We start from the raw sequence: 17,608 nt of genomic DNA on the forward strand, positions 1-17,608 counted from the left end.
CTCGGAGTCCGGTTTGTCGGGTCGTTAAGATTTCCCTTACACCAGCGATTCTTGGGTAGCAATCGGGGCCATCTGGTGGTTTTCGGGTGGCGGGATGCAGGCGGCGATGCCATATTGTTCCTGATATGTACCGGCAGGAATCCCGGATTCCGCCGCTTTGCGGAAAGGAGCGCAGCATGGAAACGACCTCTTCGATCACAGCTGGCCACGCAGTGTTAGAAACAGTGATCGGTTTCGTGGGCATCGCCTGGAGCGAAAAGGGCCTGATCCGGCTCTGCCTGCCCGAACGCAGCAGCGAAGCGGTGGAGCGGCGGCTGATGCGCCACGCCGGCGTTTCCGCCTCCACGGCCCAGCCGTCATGGGTGGTCGAGCTGATTGCCTCGATCAAGGCCTATGCCGCGGGCGAGGACGTCGATTTCACCGGTTTTCCCGTCGATCTTGACGGCATCGACGATTTCCGCCTCGCCATCTACGACGCAGCACGAAAACTCGGCTACGGCGAAACCACCACCTATGGCGAACTCGCCAAGCGCGCCGGCCATGCCGGCCTGCCGCGTGAAACCGGTGCCGCCCTTGGCGCCAATCCGGTGCCGCTGGTCATCCCGTGCCACCGCATCCTGGCCGCCGGCGGCAAGATCGGCGGCTTCTCGGCGCCCGGCGGCTCCGTCACCAAGGAAAAGATGCTGGCCATGGAAGGCGTGCGCGTCGGCCCGCCGCCGCCGGCGCAGGTGTCCTTCGGGTTTTGAGAGCAGTAAGCTGCTCCCGGGTGTGTTGAGATTCAGGTCAGGCCAAGCCGAAAACTGTGGCTTTCGAGAACCGGAGCGGAGCGTACTTGAAGTACGTGAGCACCGGAAGCGGAGGAAGCCACGGTTTGCAGGCCGGCATCACCTGAATATCGGCACACCCTAGTGGCGGCGTATGAAGCGATGCCTGAAACGCTCATTGTCCGGCCGCTTGCAGATATAGACCGGGCAGGACTTGGTGTCGGCGCTGGGCACATAGGCCCGCGTCCTCACCTCGCCCATGGTGCAGAACTGCTGGCTCTGCACGTAGCGGTCGTAGAGCGGCAGCCCCGGCACCCGTTTCGACTGATAGCGCAGGATGACCGCACCTTGGCGCGCGATCGTCGACTGAACCTTGCCGCAGCTCATGCGCGTCGGGTCGTAGCGCGAGATCGCCTGCGCCTGGGCGGCCACCAGCGTGAGGCAGGCGGCAAGCAGGATGGTTTTCATGGTCCTCTCCCCTCGATCCGCCGCCCGGGGACGGCGCGATCGTGCGTCACGGTTTCACCAGATTGGGGCGGCCGTTGGGCGGCCCCCGATCACGGCTTTTTCACGCAGTCTTGTTTTTTGTGCGAAAGCAGCCTATATCAGCCCCATTGATATTTCGGCCGATCGATCCGGGCCTCGCGATCTTCGCGTTTGCTGACGTCTATCTCCAAAATCTCGATGCACACCGGCTGGATTTCGGTCCGGTCATACCAAAGCAAATGTGAAGGACTATTTTTATGGCAACTGGAACGGTCAAGTGGTTCAACGCCACCAAGGGTTTCGGCTTCATCCAGCCTGACAGCGGCGGCGCGGACGTTTTCGTCCACATCTCGGCTGTCGAGCGCGCTGGCCTGTCGACCCTGGTCGAAGGCCAGAAGATCAACTTCGAGATCGAGCAGGACCGCCGCACTGGCAAGTCGTCCGCTGGTTCTCTGAGCAAGGCAGCCTGATTTTGAAAATGGCGCGCGCCGGACGAGAGTTCGGGGCGCGCGGCAAGTCACGGATGTACTGACGGTCGCGCGAGAAGCGCGCCGGAGTGGAAAGACCCGACAAGCTGGAGCAGCAGATAGCTGCCAGCCCGGACCGGACGCTCCCGATCAGGCTACCGAAATGGGAAGGCGGGATTTATCCCGCCTTTTTATTTGCCTGGATTTTGAATACTTTCGCCAGTCGCCTACCCCACCCACTCGATCGGCACATGCCCCGGATCCGCCTCCACGCGGCCGAGCCAGGCCACCACCTCGGGATAGGCGTCGAGCTGGAAGCCGCCCTGCTCCGCGGTGTGGGTGTAGGCATAAAGCGCGATGTCGGCGATGCTGAAGGCGCCGCCGGCGAAGAAGGCGTTGTTTTCCAGATACGTGTTCATGACGCCGAGCGCCTTGTTGCCGCGCTCCAGCGTCGTCGCCAGCCGCTCGGGCGTCGCGTCCGCGGCCCGTTCGGGAAAAGTCAGCAGCGCCTTGCGCACGGCTATGTAAGGCTCGTGGCTGTACTGCTCGAAGAACAGCCACTGATAGGCGAGCCCGCGCTCGTATCTGTCGGCCGGCAGCAAGCGCGTGCCTTCCGCGAGATAGAGCAGGATGGCGTTGGATTCGGCCAGCCGCCGGCCATCGTCCAATTCCAGCAGCGGCACCATGGCGTTCGGATTCTTGGCGACGAAATCGGCTTTGCGCGTGTCGCCGGTATGCGAACTCACCTCGACGGTGGTGAAAGCGAGGCCGAGCTTGGCCATCAGCAGCCTGGGCTTGTAGCAATTGCCGCTGTCGATCATGCTGTAAAGTATCATTGCCGGTCCCCGAGCGCTGCTTCTGCGGGCGGACTATCGCAGCGGCGGCATCCTCAACCAATGATTTGTTTTGGCGCGACCATCAGCGCCGCTTATGCAACGGCACGACCTTGTTGTCGAAGCCCAGCAGCCCATCGACCGCAAGCGGCTCTTCGTTGAAAATGGTGCCGGCAAGCGCCGGACGCCCGAGAAGAAAACCCTGCAGCAAATCGACCCCACCTTCGAGCGCGACGCGCAGGTGGGTGGGCTGCTCGATTCCCTCGACCAGCACCTTGGCGCCACGGTCGTGCAGGCTGGACACCAGCGGGCGGAAGAAGCGTTCCGCGGCGGCGTGGCGGCAGAATTCCGCGAACCAGCCGCCATCGATCTTGACGATGTCGGGCTGAAGCAGGCTCACCCGCTCCTCGGTCGAATGGCCGGTCCCGAAATCATCGATGGCGATGCGGATGCCGTCGCGCCGCATTTCACGCACCAGCCTGGCCAGCAGCGCATCGTCCGCCGCCTGTTCGGTGATTTCACAGACCAGCATGGCGGGCGCCAGGCCGAGTTCGTCGAGATGCCGGCTCATCAGCCGGATCTCGGCCAGCGCCCGGCCAGCATGGTCGTTGACCAGTGGATTGTAGTTGAAGAACAGGTCGAGCCTATCGACGCCGATATTGTGGAAATTCCTGAGATGCAGCATCCGGCACATGGTTTCGACGAACAGGCGGTCCGAGGCCGCGACGCTGTCGAAGAACATCCGCGGCGACCCCGGGCGGCCGGCCCGGTGCGGCTCGATCAGGCCTTCCACGGCCACCGGGTGCAAGCTGCCGCCGTGCGGGGCGTAGATCGGCTGGTAGGCGCTGCGCAGGCGGAAGTCGCCATGGATGCCATATTCGATGCCGATCTCATCGACGAAGATCGCATCGCCAATGGTGCGCCGGCGCTCGACACTCATGGCACGATCCTGCGCCCGAAAGCCTTTGCCCGCCGCCCCGTGCGCGGCGCAACCGCGGCGGGAGCGGTCGTATGGCTTGCGGCGGGGACAGGTTCGCGACTGCTCATCGCGAAAACACGGAAACTTGTCGGCGCGAGTTCTGGACGGGCCAGCACGTAGCCCTGGACCATCGAGGCGCCCGATCGCTCGGCCAGCTCCAGTTGCCAGCCTTCCTCGATGCCCTCGAACACGGTGCGGATGCCCTGGTCCTCGAAGCTCCTGACCATGGATGTCAGCAGCGCGAAACCAGCGCCCGATTCCATCAGTTGCGTGATCCAGTGCGCATCGAACTTGACGATGTCGGGGCGCAACTCCTTGACGCGGGTGATGTCGGAATCGTCGGCGCCATAGTCGTCGACGGCGATCCGGAAGCCGTTGGCTCTAAGCGCGGCGACGAAGCTGTGCAGGGTCTCCTGCGATGCCGATCTCTGCTCCGTCACCTCGCATACGACGCGGCCCGGATCGATACCGGCTTCGTGCAGGACCAGCCTCATGTCCCGCAAGGCGTTGTCGACGATCGATCGCTCGGTGAACACCGAGGGATCGAAATTCACGAAGATCGATGCCTCCTGCGGCAGGCAGGCGCCGGCATTGAGCAGATGCAGTGTCCTGGTCAGCGCTTCGACATGCAGGCGGTCGGCCGCCGGACATGTCGAGAAGAAGGTCATCGGCGATTGCGGCTCGCCGTCGCGAAACGGGCGGATCAGCCCTTCGAACGCGGCGACCGACAGCTTGCCCTCGCTGAAGGCAAAGATCGGCTGGAAGGCGCTTTGCAGCGTATAAATGCCCCAGACACCGCTCGAGGTGCCGTCATCATGACGGATGATATGGGCAAGTCCGATGCTGCGTGACAAGGGTTCCTCGCTCCGCGACCTGGCGGAATTGAGCCGCGATCCTGCCATGCAAGCCTCTACCGCCCGTTAATGAACTTTCTTTTGCCGATCACGCCTCATTGACCGCGCCACGCCACCTGGCCCAGCCGACAAGGCTTGCGCTGGGGGGAATGATGCGACATGAGAAGCGCCGCGGCCGCTCCTGGCCGCGCCTATCCTTTGGAGAGACAGAAGGTCATGGCCTTTCTTGCCGACACCCTTTCCCGCGTTAAGCCTTCCGCCACCATCGCGGTGACGCAGAAAGCCCGCGAGCTGAAAAATGCCGGCCGGGATATCATTGGCCTTGGCGCCGGCGAGCCCGATTTCGATACGCCCGACAACATCAAGAATGCGGCGATCGAAGCCATTCGCCGTGGCGAGACCAAGTATCCGCCGGTTTCGGGCATCGTGCCGCTGCGCGAGGCGATCGCGAAAAAGTTCAAGCGCGAGAACAATCTCGACTACAAGCCCGAGCAGACCATCGTCGGCACCGGCGGCAAGCAGATCCTGTTCAACGCCTTCATGGCGACACTGAACCCCGGCGACGAGGTCATCATCTCCCGCCCCTACTGGGTCAGCTATCCCGAAATGGTGGCGATCTGCGGCGGCACGTCGGTGTTTGCCGACACTTCGATCGACAACGGCTTCAAGCTGACCCCGGCGGTGCTGGAAAAGGCGATCACGCCGAAGACCAAATGGCTCTTGATGAACTCGCCGTCCAACCCGTCGGGCGCGGCCTATACCCACGCCGAACTGCGCGCGCTGGCCGATGTCCTCCTGAAGCATCCGCATGTCTGGACGCTGACCGACGACATGTACGAGCACCTGACCTATGGCGACTTCGTCTTCAAGACCATCGCCGAGGTCGAGCCGAAGCTCTACGACCGCACCCTGACCATGAACGGCGTCTCGAAAGCCTATGCCATGACCGGCTGGCGCATCGGCTACGCGGCCGGTCCGGTTCAGCTGATCAAGGCGATGGACATGATCCAGGGCCAGCAGACGTCGGGGGCCTGCACCATCGCGCAATGGGCTTCGGTCGAGGCGTTGAACGGCCCTCAGGACTTCATCGCCAAGAACAAGGCGATCTTTCAAGGCAGGCGCGACCTCGTCGTCTCGATGCTCAACCAGGCGCGCGGTATCACCTGCCCGTCGCCGGAAGGCGCCTTCTATGTCTATCCGTCCTGCGCCCAGCTGATTGGCAGGAAGACCAAGGCCGGCAAGGTGATCGACACCGACGAGACCTTCTGCTCGGAACTGCTCGAGGCCGAGGGCGTCGCGGTGGTGTTCGGCTCGGCCTTCGGCCTCGGCCCCAACTTCCGCATCTCCTACGCCACCTCGGAGACGCTGCTGGAGGAAGCCTGCACCCGCATCCAGCGCTTCACGGCATCCCTGACCTGATCTGGTAAGTCCAAAACAAAACCCGGCGTCAACGCTCAGGCGTTACCGCCGGGTTCGTCAATCCAGGCTCAGCACTCAGCCGCCATATTGCGCCGGCGTCACTGCTTCCAGCCAGTCGGCATGGATGCCGTCGAGCGCCTCCTGCATGGCGATATGCGTCATCGCCGATTTCGGCGCCGCGCCATGCCAATGCTTCTCGCCGGGCGCGAAGGAGATGACGTCACCGGCCCTGATCTCCCGGATTGGCCCGTCCCATGTCTGGGCCAGGCCGGCGCCCGCGGTGACATAAAGCGTCTGCCCAAGCGGATGCGTGTGCCAGTGGGTGCGCGCGCCGGGTTCGAAACTGACCAGCGTGGCCCTGAGCCGCGCCGGCGCCTCGGTCTCGATGATCGGCGTCTGCAGAACCCGGCCGGTGAAGTATTTGTCCGGCGCTATGATGGTCGGCACGCTGCCGCAAGCAATTATTTTCATCGTCTGTTCCTGGAACTGGTCGGAGCTGGCGAGGCGCCGGCCCCTTGAAGTCAAATGCATTCTCGGCCCGGATTGGCCCGGACGCAACCGGCCGGGTCGCCCGCTCGGCCTGATTTTTCTTGACTACGAACCTTGCCCGCATGGGACGGCCGCGCTGTTTGCCGGGCGCTCGGTCGAACCGCTCGCGCTCAGCGCCTGAGCCGGCCAGCCGCGCCGGCTTCCTATTTTTCTTGCCCTGCCGGCAAACAAGTGGGACGATGCATCAGGGCAGGTGGACATGAAAAGAACCCCGCCCGCGACGGTCGAACAGGCCGGCCGCCGCTCAGGACCGATTGACCACGCCTGAACCATGCATGCCAGTCGGTCCTACGGGAAACGCCTGAGTGGAGGTCAGCCATGGGTACTCGCGCCGGAGGACGACGCACGGGACCGAAATGCATTGCCATAGTCGGTCCCTTCGCAAGCGGTAAGACGACACTTCTCGAAGCCATATTGGCCCGTACGGGCGCCATCCCTCGCCAGAATCCGGTTTCATCGGGCAACACCGTTTCAGATCATTCGCTTGAGGCCCGCGCCCACGCCATGAGCGTCGAGGCGTCGATCGCCACCACAGAATTCATGGGCGAGCAATTCACCTTCGTCGACTGCCCCGGGTCGATCGAATTCTCCTTCGAGGCCGAACCGGTACTGGCCGCCTGCGATGTCGCGGTGGTCGTGGCCGAGGCCGACGAAAAAAAGATCCCAGCCCTGCAGCTCATCATGCGCAAGCTTGACGATCTCGGCGTGCCACGCATCCTGTTCCTCAACAAGGTCGACAAGGCGATCGCGGGCGTGCGCGACACGCTGAAGATGCTGCAGCCGACAAGCGCGGCGCCGCTGCTTCTGCGCCAGATTCCGCTGCGCAAGGACGGCGTCGTCATCGGCTCGATCGATCTGGCGCTGGAGCGCGCCTACATCTACCGCGAGTACGCCGAGAGCGAGGTGGCCGAGATACCCGGCGACGACAAGGCGCGCGAACTGGAGGCGCGCTTCTCCATGCTGGAGACGCTGGCCGACCATGACGACCAGCTGATGGAGCAGTTGCTCGAGGAGATCGAGCCGCCCAGGGACGCGATCTTCGACGATCTCGCCGCCGATCTGCGCGACGGCGCGGTGACACCGGTGCTGATCGGCACCGCCGAGAAAGGCAATGGCGTGCTGCGCCTGTTGAAGACGATCCGCCACGACGCGCCCGACATCGAGGCGACCCGCAAGCGGCTCGGTGCCCCGGACGGCAACGCGACGGTGGTCCAGGTGATGAAGACCATCCACACGCCGCATGGCGGCAAGCTGTCGGTGTCGCGCATTCTGTCGGGCCAGGTCGCCGACGGCTTGGAACTGTGGCTGCCCGGCGGCGACACCGCCAAGGTTTCCGGCATCTACAGGATGCTGGGCAAGGACCAGGTCAAGCTGACCGCCGCCAGAACCGGCGACACCGTGGCGCTCGGCAAGCTGGACGCGGTCAAGACGGGCCAGACGCTCAGCTCCGCCAAGGGAGGCATCAAACAGCTCTTCGATGTCGAGCCGCCGCAGCCGGTCTTCGCCTTCGCGCTGCGCCCCAAGGAGCGCAAGGACGAGGTCAAGATGTCGGCGGCCATCCAGCGCCTGGCCGAGGAAGACCCCTCGCTCAGCCTGCGCCACAACCAGGACTCGGCCGAGACCGTGCTGTCGGGTCACGGAGAGATGCATCTGCGCGTGGTGCGCGAGCGGCTGGAGGGCAAGAACCAGATACCGGTCGAAGGCCATGCGCCGGCGGTGCCCTATCGCGAGACGATCCGCAAACCGGTGCAGCAGCGCGGCCGTCACAAGAAACAGTCGGGCGGCCACGGCCAGTTCGGCGATGTGGTGATCGAGATCAAGCCGCTGCCGCGCGGCTCCGGCTTCCAGTTCACCGACACCATCACCGGCGGCGTCGTGCCCAAGACCTACATCCAGTCGGTCGAGACCGGCATACGCGACTATCTGAAGACCGGCCCGCTCGGCTTCCCCGTGGTTGACGTCGCGGTCAACCTGTCGGACGGCTCCTACCATGCGGTCGATTCCTCCGACATGGCGTTCCAGATGGCGGCAAAGCTCGCCATGAAGGAAGGCATGGCCGCCTGCTCGCCGGTGCTTCTGGAGCCGGTGATGAAGATCGAGATCGTCACGCCGTCGGACGCGACATCGAAGATCATCGCACTGATCCCGCAGCGGCGCGGCCAGATCCTCGGCTATGACGCGCGGCCCGATTGGCCCGGATGGGATGTCGTCGAGGCGACCATGCCGCAGGCCGAGATCGGTGATCTGATCATCGAGCTGCGGTCGGCCACTTCAGGCGTTGCCAGCTACCGCGCCGCCTTCGACCATATGGCCGAGCTGACTGGCCGTCTCGCCGACGAGGCGATGAACGCCAACGGCAAGGCCGCCTGATTTCACTCGTTTCATGAGAAGCCCCCTCGAAGGATCGAGGGGGCAAAAACCAAAAACGGCGCCCGGGGGGCCGGACGCCGTTTTGTTGTGCGGACCGTTTTCTTGGGAGGAGAAACGGCAGGTCCGCCGCATGTAGGTCGCCGAACTTCGGCGGAAAAGGTTCGGACGCGGTAGCCGCCTGAGCCCGGGCCGTACGAGTGATGCCCCCATCTCCCGTCCGAACCACACCGCGTCCTAGCATCTACATAGCAGCGGAAGGCATCGTTGTCATGTTACCAGAGGTTACATGACACTGTTACGTGGCAATTCTGATGAAATTTTCGCTCGTCCCGCCCGGGTCCGGGCAACAAAAAAGCCGGATCAACGAAGATCCGGCTGAGTTTGATTGGAAGTGCCTGTTAAGGCTAACCTCCAGAGGGGAACACTCGAGGGCGCTAATGGGAGGAGAACGCGCCCAGGAGATGATCTATATATGTGCTCATCATGCCCAAGAAACAAGCATCTATTTTGCAACACACGCATGCAAAAAGGCACAGGCTGTGGTCCAACCCATTTGGGGAGCCAATAGGACCAGCAGAATCGTGAAAATGAAGCGTACTTTCGGGTCATTGTCGTCTCGAAAACGCCAATCCCAACCGATTTTGTTCCCAAAATGCCGAAAAACACTGATGATGTGGAATGAGGCACCGGCGGTTCAATTCCAAGGCAGTCAAGCGGAGATCAACCAATGCGTAGGTTTTCGGCGATTGCCGGCAGCGGCATTTTCCTGATTGCTGCCCCCGGCGTGGTCGCCGGGCTGATTCCCTGGCTGCTCAGCGAGCGCTGGAGCCTGCCATGGTCGCCCCTGCCCGGCCTTGTCGTCGCCGGCGGCGTCCTCATTGTCGCCGCGGCCGCCGTGCTGCTACATGCCTTCGCCCGCTTCGCACTGGAGGGGCTGGGCACGCCGGCCCCCGTCGCACCAACCGAAAGACTGGTGATCGGCGGCATCTACCGCCATGTCCGCAATCCCATGTATGTCGCCGTGCTGTCGATCATTATCGGCCAGGCGCTGTTGTTCTCGAGCTGGTCGATCGCCACCTACGCGGCGATCGCGGCGGCTGCCATGGTGACCTTCGTCAAGCTCTATGAGGAGCCGACGCTCGCCGGCCGCTATGGCGCCGAATACAAAGCCTACCGCCACAACGTACCGGGGTGGCTGCCGCGGATTACGCCCTGGAAAGGATAGGCTCGCGGAGCTGACCCTGGATCAGAAGGACCAGCTTCTGGCCTTGGCGATGATGAAGTCGCGGAACACGTGCAGCTTGGCCTGGTTCTTCATCGCGTCGGGATAGGCGAAATAGGTGTCGAAGGACGGCACCTCGGTTTCCGGCAAAAGCTGCACCAGGCCGGAATCCTTGCTGATCACATAGTCCGGCAGCATGGCGATGCCGGCGCCGCCCTGCACGGCGCGCTTGATCGACAGGATGTCGTTGATCTGCAGTGTCGGCACGCGCCGGCCGCTCTCGAAATCACCGACCGTCTCCAGCCAGTTCAACTCCGACAGATGCGACGGCACAGGCAGGCCGAAGGTGACGATGCGATGGCTTCTCAACTCTGCGATCGAGCCCGGCTTGCCGTATTTGGCGACATAGGAAGGCGCCGCGTAGAGATGGAAATGCACGGTGAATAGGCGGCGCTGGATCAGGTCCGGCTGTTGCGGCTGGCGCAGCCGGATGGCGCAATCGGCCTGGCGCATGGTGAGGTCGAGCTCCTCATTGGCGAGGATCAGCTGCAGGCTGATTTCGGGGTAGAGTTCGATGAACTCCTGCACCCGCTCGGTCAGCCAGCCGGCGCCGAGGCCGACGGTCGTCGTCACCCTGAGCACACCGGACGGGCGGTCCTTGGTCTCGGTCAGCCGCGACTTGATGGTTTCCAGCTTCATCAGCACGTCATGCGCCGTGCGGAACAGCATCTCGCCCTGTTCGGTCAGCACAAGGCCGCGTGCATGACGATTGAACAGCGGCACGCCGACATCATGTTCGAGCGCGCTCACCTGTCTCGATATCGCCGATTGCGACAGATGCAGCGTCTCGGCCGCATGCGTAAACGACCCCGCTTCCGCCGCAGCGTGAAACACGCGTAGCTTGTCCCAGTCCAACGCCATGATTTCCCCTCGTTCCGGTTGGCGTTTGAATGAAAAATCAGGCTTTTACACGGCGCTTCTAAGCCGTTTTTTTAACAGTTTTGCGAGCCGCCTATTCCGCTGCCTCGCGATGCACCTCGATGCCGGCCAGATACTTTTCCGCTTCGAGCGCGGCCATGCAGCCGAGCCCCGCCGCGGTCACTGCCTGACGGTAGATATCGTCGGTCACGTCGCCGGCCGCGAACACGCCAGGCACGTCGGTGCGCGTCGAATCCGGCGCTGTCCACAGATAGCCGTTCGGCTTCTGCTTCAGCTTGCCGGCGAACAGCTCGACCGCGGGCGCATGGCCGATGGCCACGAAGACGCCGTCGACCTTGAGGTGGCTCTCGGCACCGGTCACGGCATGCCTGAGCTTCAGCCCCTCCACCGAAGGCGGCAGCGGTGCCTTGCCGGGGCGGCCGGTGATCTCGTCGACGATCGTGTCCCAGATGACGCGGACATTGTCCTTCTTCAACAGCCGCTCGCGCAGGATGCGCTCGGCACGGAAGTCCGAGCGCCTGTGAATGACGGTGACGCTCTTGGCGAGGTTGGACAGATAGAGCGCCTCTTCCACCGCCGAATTGCCGCCGCCGACCACCGCGACATCCTTGCCGCGATAGAAGAAGCCGTCGCAGGTGGCGCAGGCCGAAACGCCGAAGCCCATGAAGTCCTGCTCGGTGGGAATGCCCAGCCACTTGGCTTGTGCGCCGGTGGCGATGATCAACGCGTCAGCCGTGTAGGTCGTGCCGGAATCGCCCTTGGCGCGGAACGGCCGCACATTGAGGTCGACCTCGGTGATGATGTCGTTGATGATGTCAGTGCCGACATGCTCGGCCTGCTTGAGCATCTGCTCCATCAGCCACGGCCCCTGGATCGGGTCGGCGAAGCCGGGATAGTTTTCGACGTCCGTGGTGATCATCAGCTGACCGCCCTGCTGCAGGCCGGCGACGAGCATCGGCTTCAGCATGGCGCGCGCGGCATAGACCGCCGCCGTATAGCCGGCCGGACCGGAACCGATGATGAGAACGGGCGCATGCTTGGTGGTCATTTGGAGCCTCTGCGGGGCGGACACGAGTGTGCCTTGGAAAAAGACGTGGAATGTCACGCTTAATGTAAGGGCTGCCAGCCACGCCAGCAAGACGAGCCGACCGTCGTCCCCGGAAAGCTTCGGCCCGTGTGGATATTCGCGCGATCAGCGCTTTTCGTTACCTGTCCAAAATCGCGTCGACGAGGGCTGGCTTCGACACAAAAGTCGTTTAATTACAAAATCGCGAAAGATTCTTGCGCCACACTGATCATCGAGAACCCTAATGCCCCTCAAGGCCGATCTTGACGCCATCGACTGGAAGATCCTGCGCGAGCTTCAGTCGGACGGGCGCATGACCAATGTCGAGCTCTCGAACCGCGTCGGCATTTCGGCCCCGCCCTGCCTGCGCCGGGTCAAGCGGCTGGAGGAAGCCGGTATCATCCGTGGCTATCGCGCGCTGCTCAACGCCCCGGCGCTCGGCCTCGATGTCGTCGCCTTTTGCCTGGTCGGGCTGCATCACCAGGCCGATGCCGAACTGCGCATCTTCGCCGACCGCACGCGCGGCTGGCCGATCGTACGCGATGCCTGGATGGTGTCGGGCGAGTCCGATTTCCTGCTGCATTGCGTGGCAAGCGACCTCGGCAGCTTCCAGGCCTTCGTCATCGAGGAACTGACCTCGACGCCGAACGTCGACACGGTGCGCACCGCGCTCACCATTCGTCGCGTCAAGGATGAGGGTTTGGTGTCGTTCGAGCGACCCTGAGGCCAGCCGACGCCCGCGCGATAGGCGAATTCCTGACCTTCGCCACACCGGCGCCGCGTTGGTATTCGAAAGACGTTGATATACAAGGCTGAACGGCTCTGCCGGACTTCACTGCTTGACTGGGCGCTTGACTGGTTTCTCAAGCCATTCCAGAAAAAATGTGTAACGGTTTTCCGCCCGGAATTGCTTGAGAACAGATGGCGCGAGCACGTGAAATCCGGAAGAATCCGCATGAGAAGGGGACCATGACCCGTTTTGCAAGCCCGGTCTCGGCGCTCATCATCTGCGTGAACGAGGCCGAAATGATCGGCCCGTGCCTGGAAAGCATCGATTTCTGCGCCGAGATCATCATCGTCGATTCCGGCTCGACGGACGGCACCGTCGAATGCGTGAAAAGCTATATCGCCAAGGGCTATCCGATAACGCTGCTGCACAATGACTGGCCGGGGTTCCCCCGCCAGCGGCAATTCGCGCTCGACCATGCCAACCAGCCCTGGTGCCTTTCGATCGACCCGGACGAGCGCGTCGACGGCCGGCTGCGGCAGTCGATCGTGGCCATCACCCAGGCGGCCGGCGGCAAGGCCAGCGGATGGTACATGCGCCGCCGCGACTGGCTGAAGGGCTACGGCTATGCCCATCGCTGGGTCCTGCACAACAGGCTGCTCAGGCTTTTCCGCAGGGAAGGCGCCACCATGGATCTCACCGCGCGGGTGCATGAATCCGTTCGCGTGCCGGGCGAGACCGACACGATCGAGGACGGTGTCTTGCTGCATCGCCGTGAAATATCGGTCGAGGAGGATCTTGCCCGGGCCAACGCCTATTCCAGCCTCAAGGCGGTCACGCTGGTCGAGAAAGGCAAGAAGCCCGGCCTGGTGCGGCTGGTACTGTCACCGTTCGGCAACTTCCTGAAATTCTACCTGGCCAAGCGCTACTTCCTGTGCGGCCGCCACGGCTTCGTCTACTCGATGTCGGTGATGATCTATTCCTTCGCCACCGAGGCCAAGCTCTACGAAGCCTCGCAGCGCGACGATGAGGCCTAGGCCGGCAGGCCGCGGTCCCGACCGAGCGTCTCCACGGCCGCGAGCAGGCCGCCGAGATCGCGGTCGTCATGCAAGCGCCTGATGGCGAAGCCAGGCTGAAGTGCCGCCGCCTCACCGTCGACCAGCCAGCCCTGCGCCAGGCCCGCGCGTTGGCCCGCCTGCATGTCGGCCAGCTTGTCGCCGACCATCAGGGAGCGCTGGAGATCGAGATCAAGGCGCCTGCCCGCCTCGATCAGCATGCCCGGATTGGGCTTGCGCATCGGATGATCGGCAACAGCGAGAAGCCTGACGCCAGCCTCGTGATAGGCGCAGGCCAGCACCATGTCGACGAACACACCCTGCCCGTTAAGCAACTCGACCACGCGGGCGTTCACCTTGGCGAAAACGTCCCAGCCGAAATAGCCGCGCGCGATGCCGGACTGGTTGGTGACGACGATCACCGGTATCCCCCTCAGGTTGGCGGCGGCGATCGCCGGCAGCATCCGTGGCCTGAGCTCGATCTCGGCCGGATCGCTGGGATAGTCGGTGTCGACATTGATGGTGCCGTCGCGGTCGAGGAACAGCGCCGGCGAGCGTACCGGGAAAACCCGGCCGCCGATCCGCTCCACCCAGAGCCCCGGTTCGGTCAGCGGGTGCGGCGTCCCGATCCCATCAGCCATTCGACAGGCGCGCTTCGACCACCTCGCACAGATAGTGATAGAGGCACAAATGGCCTTGCTGGATGATCGGCGTCGAGGTCGAAGGTACGTTGAGCAGGATGTCGGTGAGCGGCTTCAGCTTGCCACCGGTGTCGCCGGTCAGGCCGATGACTGTCATGTCCATCATTCGCGCCTGTTCGGCGGCGGCAAGGATGCTCGGCGAATTGCCGCTGGTCGAGATCGCCAAAAGCACGCCGCCTGCGGCCCCATGCGCTTCGACCTGGCGCGAAAACACCGTGTCGAAGCCGTAGTCATTGCCCCAGGCGGTCAGCATCCCGGCATTGGCCGGCAGCGCAATCACATTGTAGGCCTTGCGCTCCTTCAGGAAGCGGCCGACCAGTTCGGTGGCGATATGGATGGCGTCGCTGGCCGAGCCGCCATTGCCGCAGACCAGCAAGGCCTTTCCGGAGGACAGCGCCGATACGACGGCACTCGCCGCACGTTCCATCTCGCTGGTCAGATCTCGCTCGACCGTGGCAGTGATGGCGGCCGCCGAGCGGACCAGATAGTCGTTCAATTCGGACATGAGATCCCTCAGTTGGTGGCGCCGCCGGCGCGCAGTTTGCCGATCGTGCCGGTGGTGCTCTTGCCGGCGACGAGGTCGACCAGCACGACGCGGCCGCCCGCCTTCTGCACCACATCGGCGCCGACCACGGTGTCGATCGTGTAGTCGGCGCCCTTGACCAGTATGTCGGGCAGAAGCGCTTCGATCAGCGACAGCGGCGTATCCTCCTCGAACACCACCACGGCATCGACGGAAGCGAGCGCGGCGAGCACGCAGGCGCGGTCATGCTGGTCGTTGACCGGGCGGCCCGGCCCTTTCAGCCGCCGCACGGAAGCATCGCTGTTGAGGCCGAGCACCAGCCGGTCGCACTGGCTGCGCGCCGCGTGCAGCAGGCTGACATGGCCGGCATGCAGGATGTCGAAGCAGCCATTGGTGAAGCCGACGCTCAGCCCCTCCGCCTTCCATGCCGTCACCATGCGCGCGGCCGAGGCGGCGTCGAGGATAGCGTCCTTGTGGGCGGTCGGACCATGCGAGCGGAACAGGGCGCCGGTGAGTTCCTCGACGCTCAGCCGCGCGGTGCCGCGCTTGCCGACCACGACGCCGCCGGCGGCGTTGGCGATGGAGGCCGCGGCGACAGGATCGGCGCCGGCTGCAAGCGCCAGCGCGAAGGTCGCGATCACCGTATCGCCGGCGCCCGAGACGTCGAACACCTCGCGCGCCTGGGTGGCGATGTGGCGCGCCTCCTCGGGGCCGACCACGCTCATGCCCTTTTCGCTGCGGGTGGCGACGACGAAGTCGAAGCCGTGCGCCGAAATCAGTTCCCGCGCCGCCGCCACGATCTCGTCATCGGCGAACACCGCATGGCCGACGGCCTCGCCGAGTTCCTTGCGGTTGGGGGTGACGGCGGTCGCGCCGGCATAGCGCGCATAGTCGCGGCCCTTCGGGTCGACAAGCACCGGCTTGCCCGCCTCCCGGCAGATGGCGATCAGTTCGGCGGCGACGCCGTCCAGCAAGATGCCCTTGCCGTAATCGGACAGGATGACGATGTCCGCCTGTTGCAGCGCGTCCCGGAAACGGCGGATCAGTTCAGCCCGTTCCGCCTCGCCGAGCGGCCTGATCTCTTCTTCGTCGAAGCGCAGCACCTGCTGGTTGAGCGCGCTGAAGCGGCTCTTCGACGAGGTCATGCGGCCGCGCTGCTGTGAAAGGCCTGCTGTCTCGGCGCCAAGCTCGCCCAGCATCCGCGCCAGGCTGTCGCCGGCGGGATCAGTGCCGATCACCGAGACCGGAATGGCGCGCGCGCCAAGCGAGACGATGTTGGCCACGACATTGCCGGCGCCACCCATGGCCGAGCTTTCGCCGCGCCCGTGCAGCACCGGGATCGGCGCTTCCGGCGAAATCCGCTCGATGACGCCATTGACGAAGCGGTCGAGGATGAAGTCGCCGACCACCAGCACGGCGATGTCGCCGAAGCGCGCGATGGCGCGGTGCAGGGGCTCGGGAGAAGGCGGATTGTGCTTGATCATGTCATCTGCCACGCGCGGGAAACGCCGATCTCAGATAGGTCGAAACACCAGATTTGCGAGGCCGGTCGGTCATGCCTGCCGATATACCGCAATTCGGCGCAGCGCAACGCCGGGGCGGAGGCAAACCCGGACCGGTCAGGTTTTCTGCAGGGCGACGTGGACGCCGAGCCCGACCAGCACCGCGCCGCCGGCCCGCTGCATCAGCCGCTGCGCCCAGCTCGAACGGCGCAGCCGGCCGATCACCAGGCCGGCCAGGAACACGCACACGACATCGGCCGAGGAGAACATCAGGTTGACGATGGTGCCCAGCACGACGAATTGCAGCCACACCGGCAAGGCCGCGGAGGCATCGATGAACTGCGGCAGGAACGCCATGAAGAATATCGCGGTCTTGGGATTGAGCACCTCGACGGCGATGCTCTCGAAGAACGCTCGGCATGCCGATTTGCGCTCGATCGCCGGCAGCGCCACGTCGCCCTCCTCGCGCTTGCGAAACAGCGAGATGCCGAGCCAGATCAGGTACAGCGCGCCGACCAGCTTGACCGCCATGTAGAGCGGCGGAACGGCATGGAACAGCACCGACAGGCCGGCGGCGGCGGCAAAGACGTGCACATAGCCGGCGAGGTGAATGCCGAGTGCCGCCGTCAGCCCCGACCAGCGTCCGCGCGCCATGGTCTGCGCGGCGGCGTAGAGCATGGCCGGACCCGGAATATAGGCGAAGATCGCCGTGGTGGCGAAAAACGCGATCAGCAGTTCGGTCGACGGCATTTTTTGTTCCTTTGTTGTTGGGTCTATGACAGGCAGCGCTTACTAACTTCAGCCCTTCGTCTCCGTTTTGGCGATACCACAAATGTTGGGTGTCTTCGAATTCGACCTATGACCTTTTTCTGGCGTTGGCGCTGCCCCTCACCTGCCTGCCGGTGTCCAGCCGATAGATGGGTAACAGATTGAACCGGATACATAGGTAACAGTTCTCCCCCTATGCGTCCGCCGCAGCGCCAAGCGGTTTGGTTGGCGCGGCGCTGCGGCGGACGAGCTTCATGCGTCTGGTGTCGATGATGCCAAGCGGATAATCATGGAAGGTAAGTGCCCATTGGCCGTCCTCGGCTTCGGTGGCCGCGACGGCTTCGCCGGCCAGTGATTGCGAGACATAGACGAAGCCGCCATTCC

The 17,608-nt window shown here is 63.9% G+C and carries 18 protein-coding genes and 1 pseudogene; 7 read left to right on the plus strand and 12 right to left on the minus strand.

From position 1 onward, the window contains the following. Window positions 1–176 precede the first annotated feature (176 nt). The gene (locus tag EN850_RS30955) at window positions 177–746 is read left to right on the plus strand and encodes a methylated-DNA--[protein]-cysteine S-methyltransferase (RefSeq protein WP_136092840.1); all 570 of its coding nucleotides are present in this window, start codon (window positions 177–179) and stop codon (window positions 744–746) included. A 159-nt stretch (window positions 747–905) separates the two neighbouring features. Here the strand turns inward: EN850_RS30955 and EN850_RS30960 are convergent, their stop codons facing one another. Beyond that, window positions 906–1,232 carry a hypothetical protein gene (locus EN850_RS30960; RefSeq protein ID WP_127279108.1) on the minus strand — a complete coding sequence of 109 codons (327 nt, stop codon included), beginning with the start codon at window positions 1,230–1,232 and terminating at the stop codon, window positions 906–908. 275 nt (window positions 1,233–1,507) lie between these two features. On the opposite strand from EN850_RS30960, the gene EN850_RS30965 reads away from it, so the two are divergent. Continuing rightward, window positions 1,508–1,720: a cold-shock protein gene (locus tag EN850_RS30965; RefSeq protein WP_015316174.1), complete on the plus strand. Its 213-nt coding sequence runs from the start codon at window positions 1,508–1,510 to the stop codon at window positions 1,718–1,720. A gap of 224 nt (window positions 1,721–1,944) precedes the next feature. On the opposite strand, the gene EN850_RS30970 is transcribed toward EN850_RS30965, so the two are convergent. The 3 genes from EN850_RS30970 to EN850_RS30980 all read right to left on the minus strand — a co-directional run bounded on the left by EN850_RS30970 (window position 1,945) and on the right by EN850_RS30980 (window position 4,383). Then, window positions 1,945–2,553: a glutathione S-transferase family protein gene (locus tag EN850_RS30970; RefSeq protein ID WP_135915227.1), complete on the minus strand. Its 609-nt coding sequence runs from the start codon at window positions 2,551–2,553 to the stop codon at window positions 1,945–1,947. An 82-nt stretch (window positions 2,554–2,635) separates the two neighbouring features. After that, entirely contained in the window at window positions 2,636–3,490 is an 855-nt protein-coding gene (locus EN850_RS30975; RefSeq protein ID WP_135930937.1) for an EAL domain-containing protein, read from the minus strand. Then, window positions 3,487–4,383: an EAL domain-containing protein gene (locus tag EN850_RS30980; RefSeq protein ID WP_136092841.1), complete on the minus strand. Its 897-nt coding sequence runs from the start codon at window positions 4,381–4,383 to the stop codon at window positions 3,487–3,489. Before EN850_RS30980 ends, EN850_RS30975 begins: the two co-directional genes overlap by 4 nt. A 216-nt stretch (window positions 4,384–4,599) precedes the next feature. On the opposite strand from EN850_RS30980, the gene EN850_RS30985 reads away from it, so the two are divergent. Further along, on the plus strand, window positions 4,600–5,802 hold the full coding sequence (locus EN850_RS30985) for a pyridoxal phosphate-dependent aminotransferase (protein WP_136092849.1): 1,203 nt from the start codon (window positions 4,600–4,602) through the stop codon (window positions 5,800–5,802). A gap of 75 nt (window positions 5,803–5,877) precedes the next feature. Here EN850_RS30985 and EN850_RS30990 read toward each other — a convergent pair whose 3' ends face one another. Next, entirely contained in the window at window positions 5,878–6,273 is a 396-nt protein-coding gene (locus EN850_RS30990) for a cupin domain-containing protein (protein ID WP_127279112.1), read from the minus strand. A gap of 396 nt (window positions 6,274–6,669) precedes the next feature. On the opposite strand from EN850_RS30990, the gene EN850_RS30995 reads away from it, so the two are divergent. Both EN850_RS30995 and EN850_RS31000 read left to right on the plus strand, forming a co-directional pair. Then, complete coding sequence (locus EN850_RS30995; RefSeq protein ID WP_135884103.1) at window positions 6,670–8,721, plus strand: elongation factor G; 2,052 nt, start codon at window positions 6,670–6,672, stop codon at window positions 8,719–8,721. Between the two features lie 727 nt (window positions 8,722–9,448). After that, the gene (locus tag EN850_RS31000) at window positions 9,449–9,946 is read left to right on the plus strand and encodes an isoprenylcysteine carboxylmethyltransferase family protein (protein ID WP_135915225.1); all 498 of its coding nucleotides are present in this window, start codon (window positions 9,449–9,451) and stop codon (window positions 9,944–9,946) included. A 21-nt stretch (window positions 9,947–9,967) separates the two neighbouring features. Here EN850_RS31000 and EN850_RS31005 read toward each other — a convergent pair whose 3' ends face one another. Together EN850_RS31005 and trxB are read right to left on the minus strand one after the other, a co-directional pair. After that, complete coding sequence (locus EN850_RS31005) at window positions 9,968–10,864, minus strand: LysR family transcriptional regulator (RefSeq protein WP_127873461.1); 897 nt, start codon at window positions 10,862–10,864, stop codon at window positions 9,968–9,970. 91 nt (window positions 10,865–10,955) lie between these two features. Then, entirely contained in the window at window positions 10,956–11,930 is a 975-nt protein-coding gene (gene trxB / locus EN850_RS31010; RefSeq protein ID WP_135867440.1) for a thioredoxin-disulfide reductase, read from the minus strand. 262 nt (window positions 11,931–12,192) lie between these two features. Between trxB and EN850_RS31015 the strand changes: the two genes are divergently transcribed. Together EN850_RS31015 and EN850_RS31020 are read left to right on the plus strand one after the other, a co-directional pair. Beyond that, window positions 12,193–12,672, plus strand: a complete 480-nt coding sequence (locus EN850_RS31015) for an Lrp/AsnC family transcriptional regulator (protein ID WP_127278288.1) — start codon at window positions 12,193–12,195, stop codon at window positions 12,670–12,672. 245 nt (window positions 12,673–12,917) lie between these two features. Beyond that, window positions 12,918–13,712, plus strand: a complete 795-nt coding sequence (locus tag EN850_RS31020; protein ID WP_136092842.1) for a glycosyltransferase family 2 protein — start codon at window positions 12,918–12,920, stop codon at window positions 13,710–13,712. Here the strand turns inward: EN850_RS31020 and gmhB are convergent. From gmhB to EN850_RS31045, 5 genes and pseudogenes are all read right to left on the minus strand, one after another. Further along, window positions 13,709–14,371: a D-glycero-beta-D-manno-heptose 1,7-bisphosphate 7-phosphatase gene (gene gmhB / locus EN850_RS31025; RefSeq protein WP_136092843.1), complete on the minus strand. Its 663-nt coding sequence runs from the start codon at window positions 14,369–14,371 to the stop codon at window positions 13,709–13,711. The genes EN850_RS31020 and gmhB overlap by 4 nt on opposite strands. Continuing rightward, entirely contained in the window at window positions 14,364–14,936 is a 573-nt protein-coding gene (locus tag EN850_RS31030; RefSeq protein WP_136092844.1) for an SIS domain-containing protein, read from the minus strand. The genes gmhB and EN850_RS31030 overlap by 8 nt, the downstream gene beginning before the upstream one ends. 8 nt (window positions 14,937–14,944) lie before the next feature. After that, complete coding sequence (gene rfaE1, locus EN850_RS31035; RefSeq protein WP_136092845.1) at window positions 14,945–16,438, minus strand: D-glycero-beta-D-manno-heptose-7-phosphate kinase; 1,494 nt, start codon at window positions 16,436–16,438, stop codon at window positions 14,945–14,947. 135 nt (window positions 16,439–16,573) lie between these two features. Next, window positions 16,574–17,206, minus strand: a complete 633-nt coding sequence (locus EN850_RS31040; protein ID WP_136092846.1) for a LysE family translocator — start codon at window positions 17,204–17,206, stop codon at window positions 16,574–16,576. A 211-nt stretch (window positions 17,207–17,417) separates the two neighbouring features. Further along, window positions 17,418–17,608 (minus strand): annotated as a pseudogene (locus EN850_RS31045) (integrase); the annotation flags it as partial.

This window comes from Mesorhizobium sp. M8A.F.Ca.ET.207.01.1.1 (assembly GCF_004794715.1).
GTDB lineage: Bacteria > Pseudomonadota > Alphaproteobacteria > Rhizobiales > Rhizobiaceae > Mesorhizobium.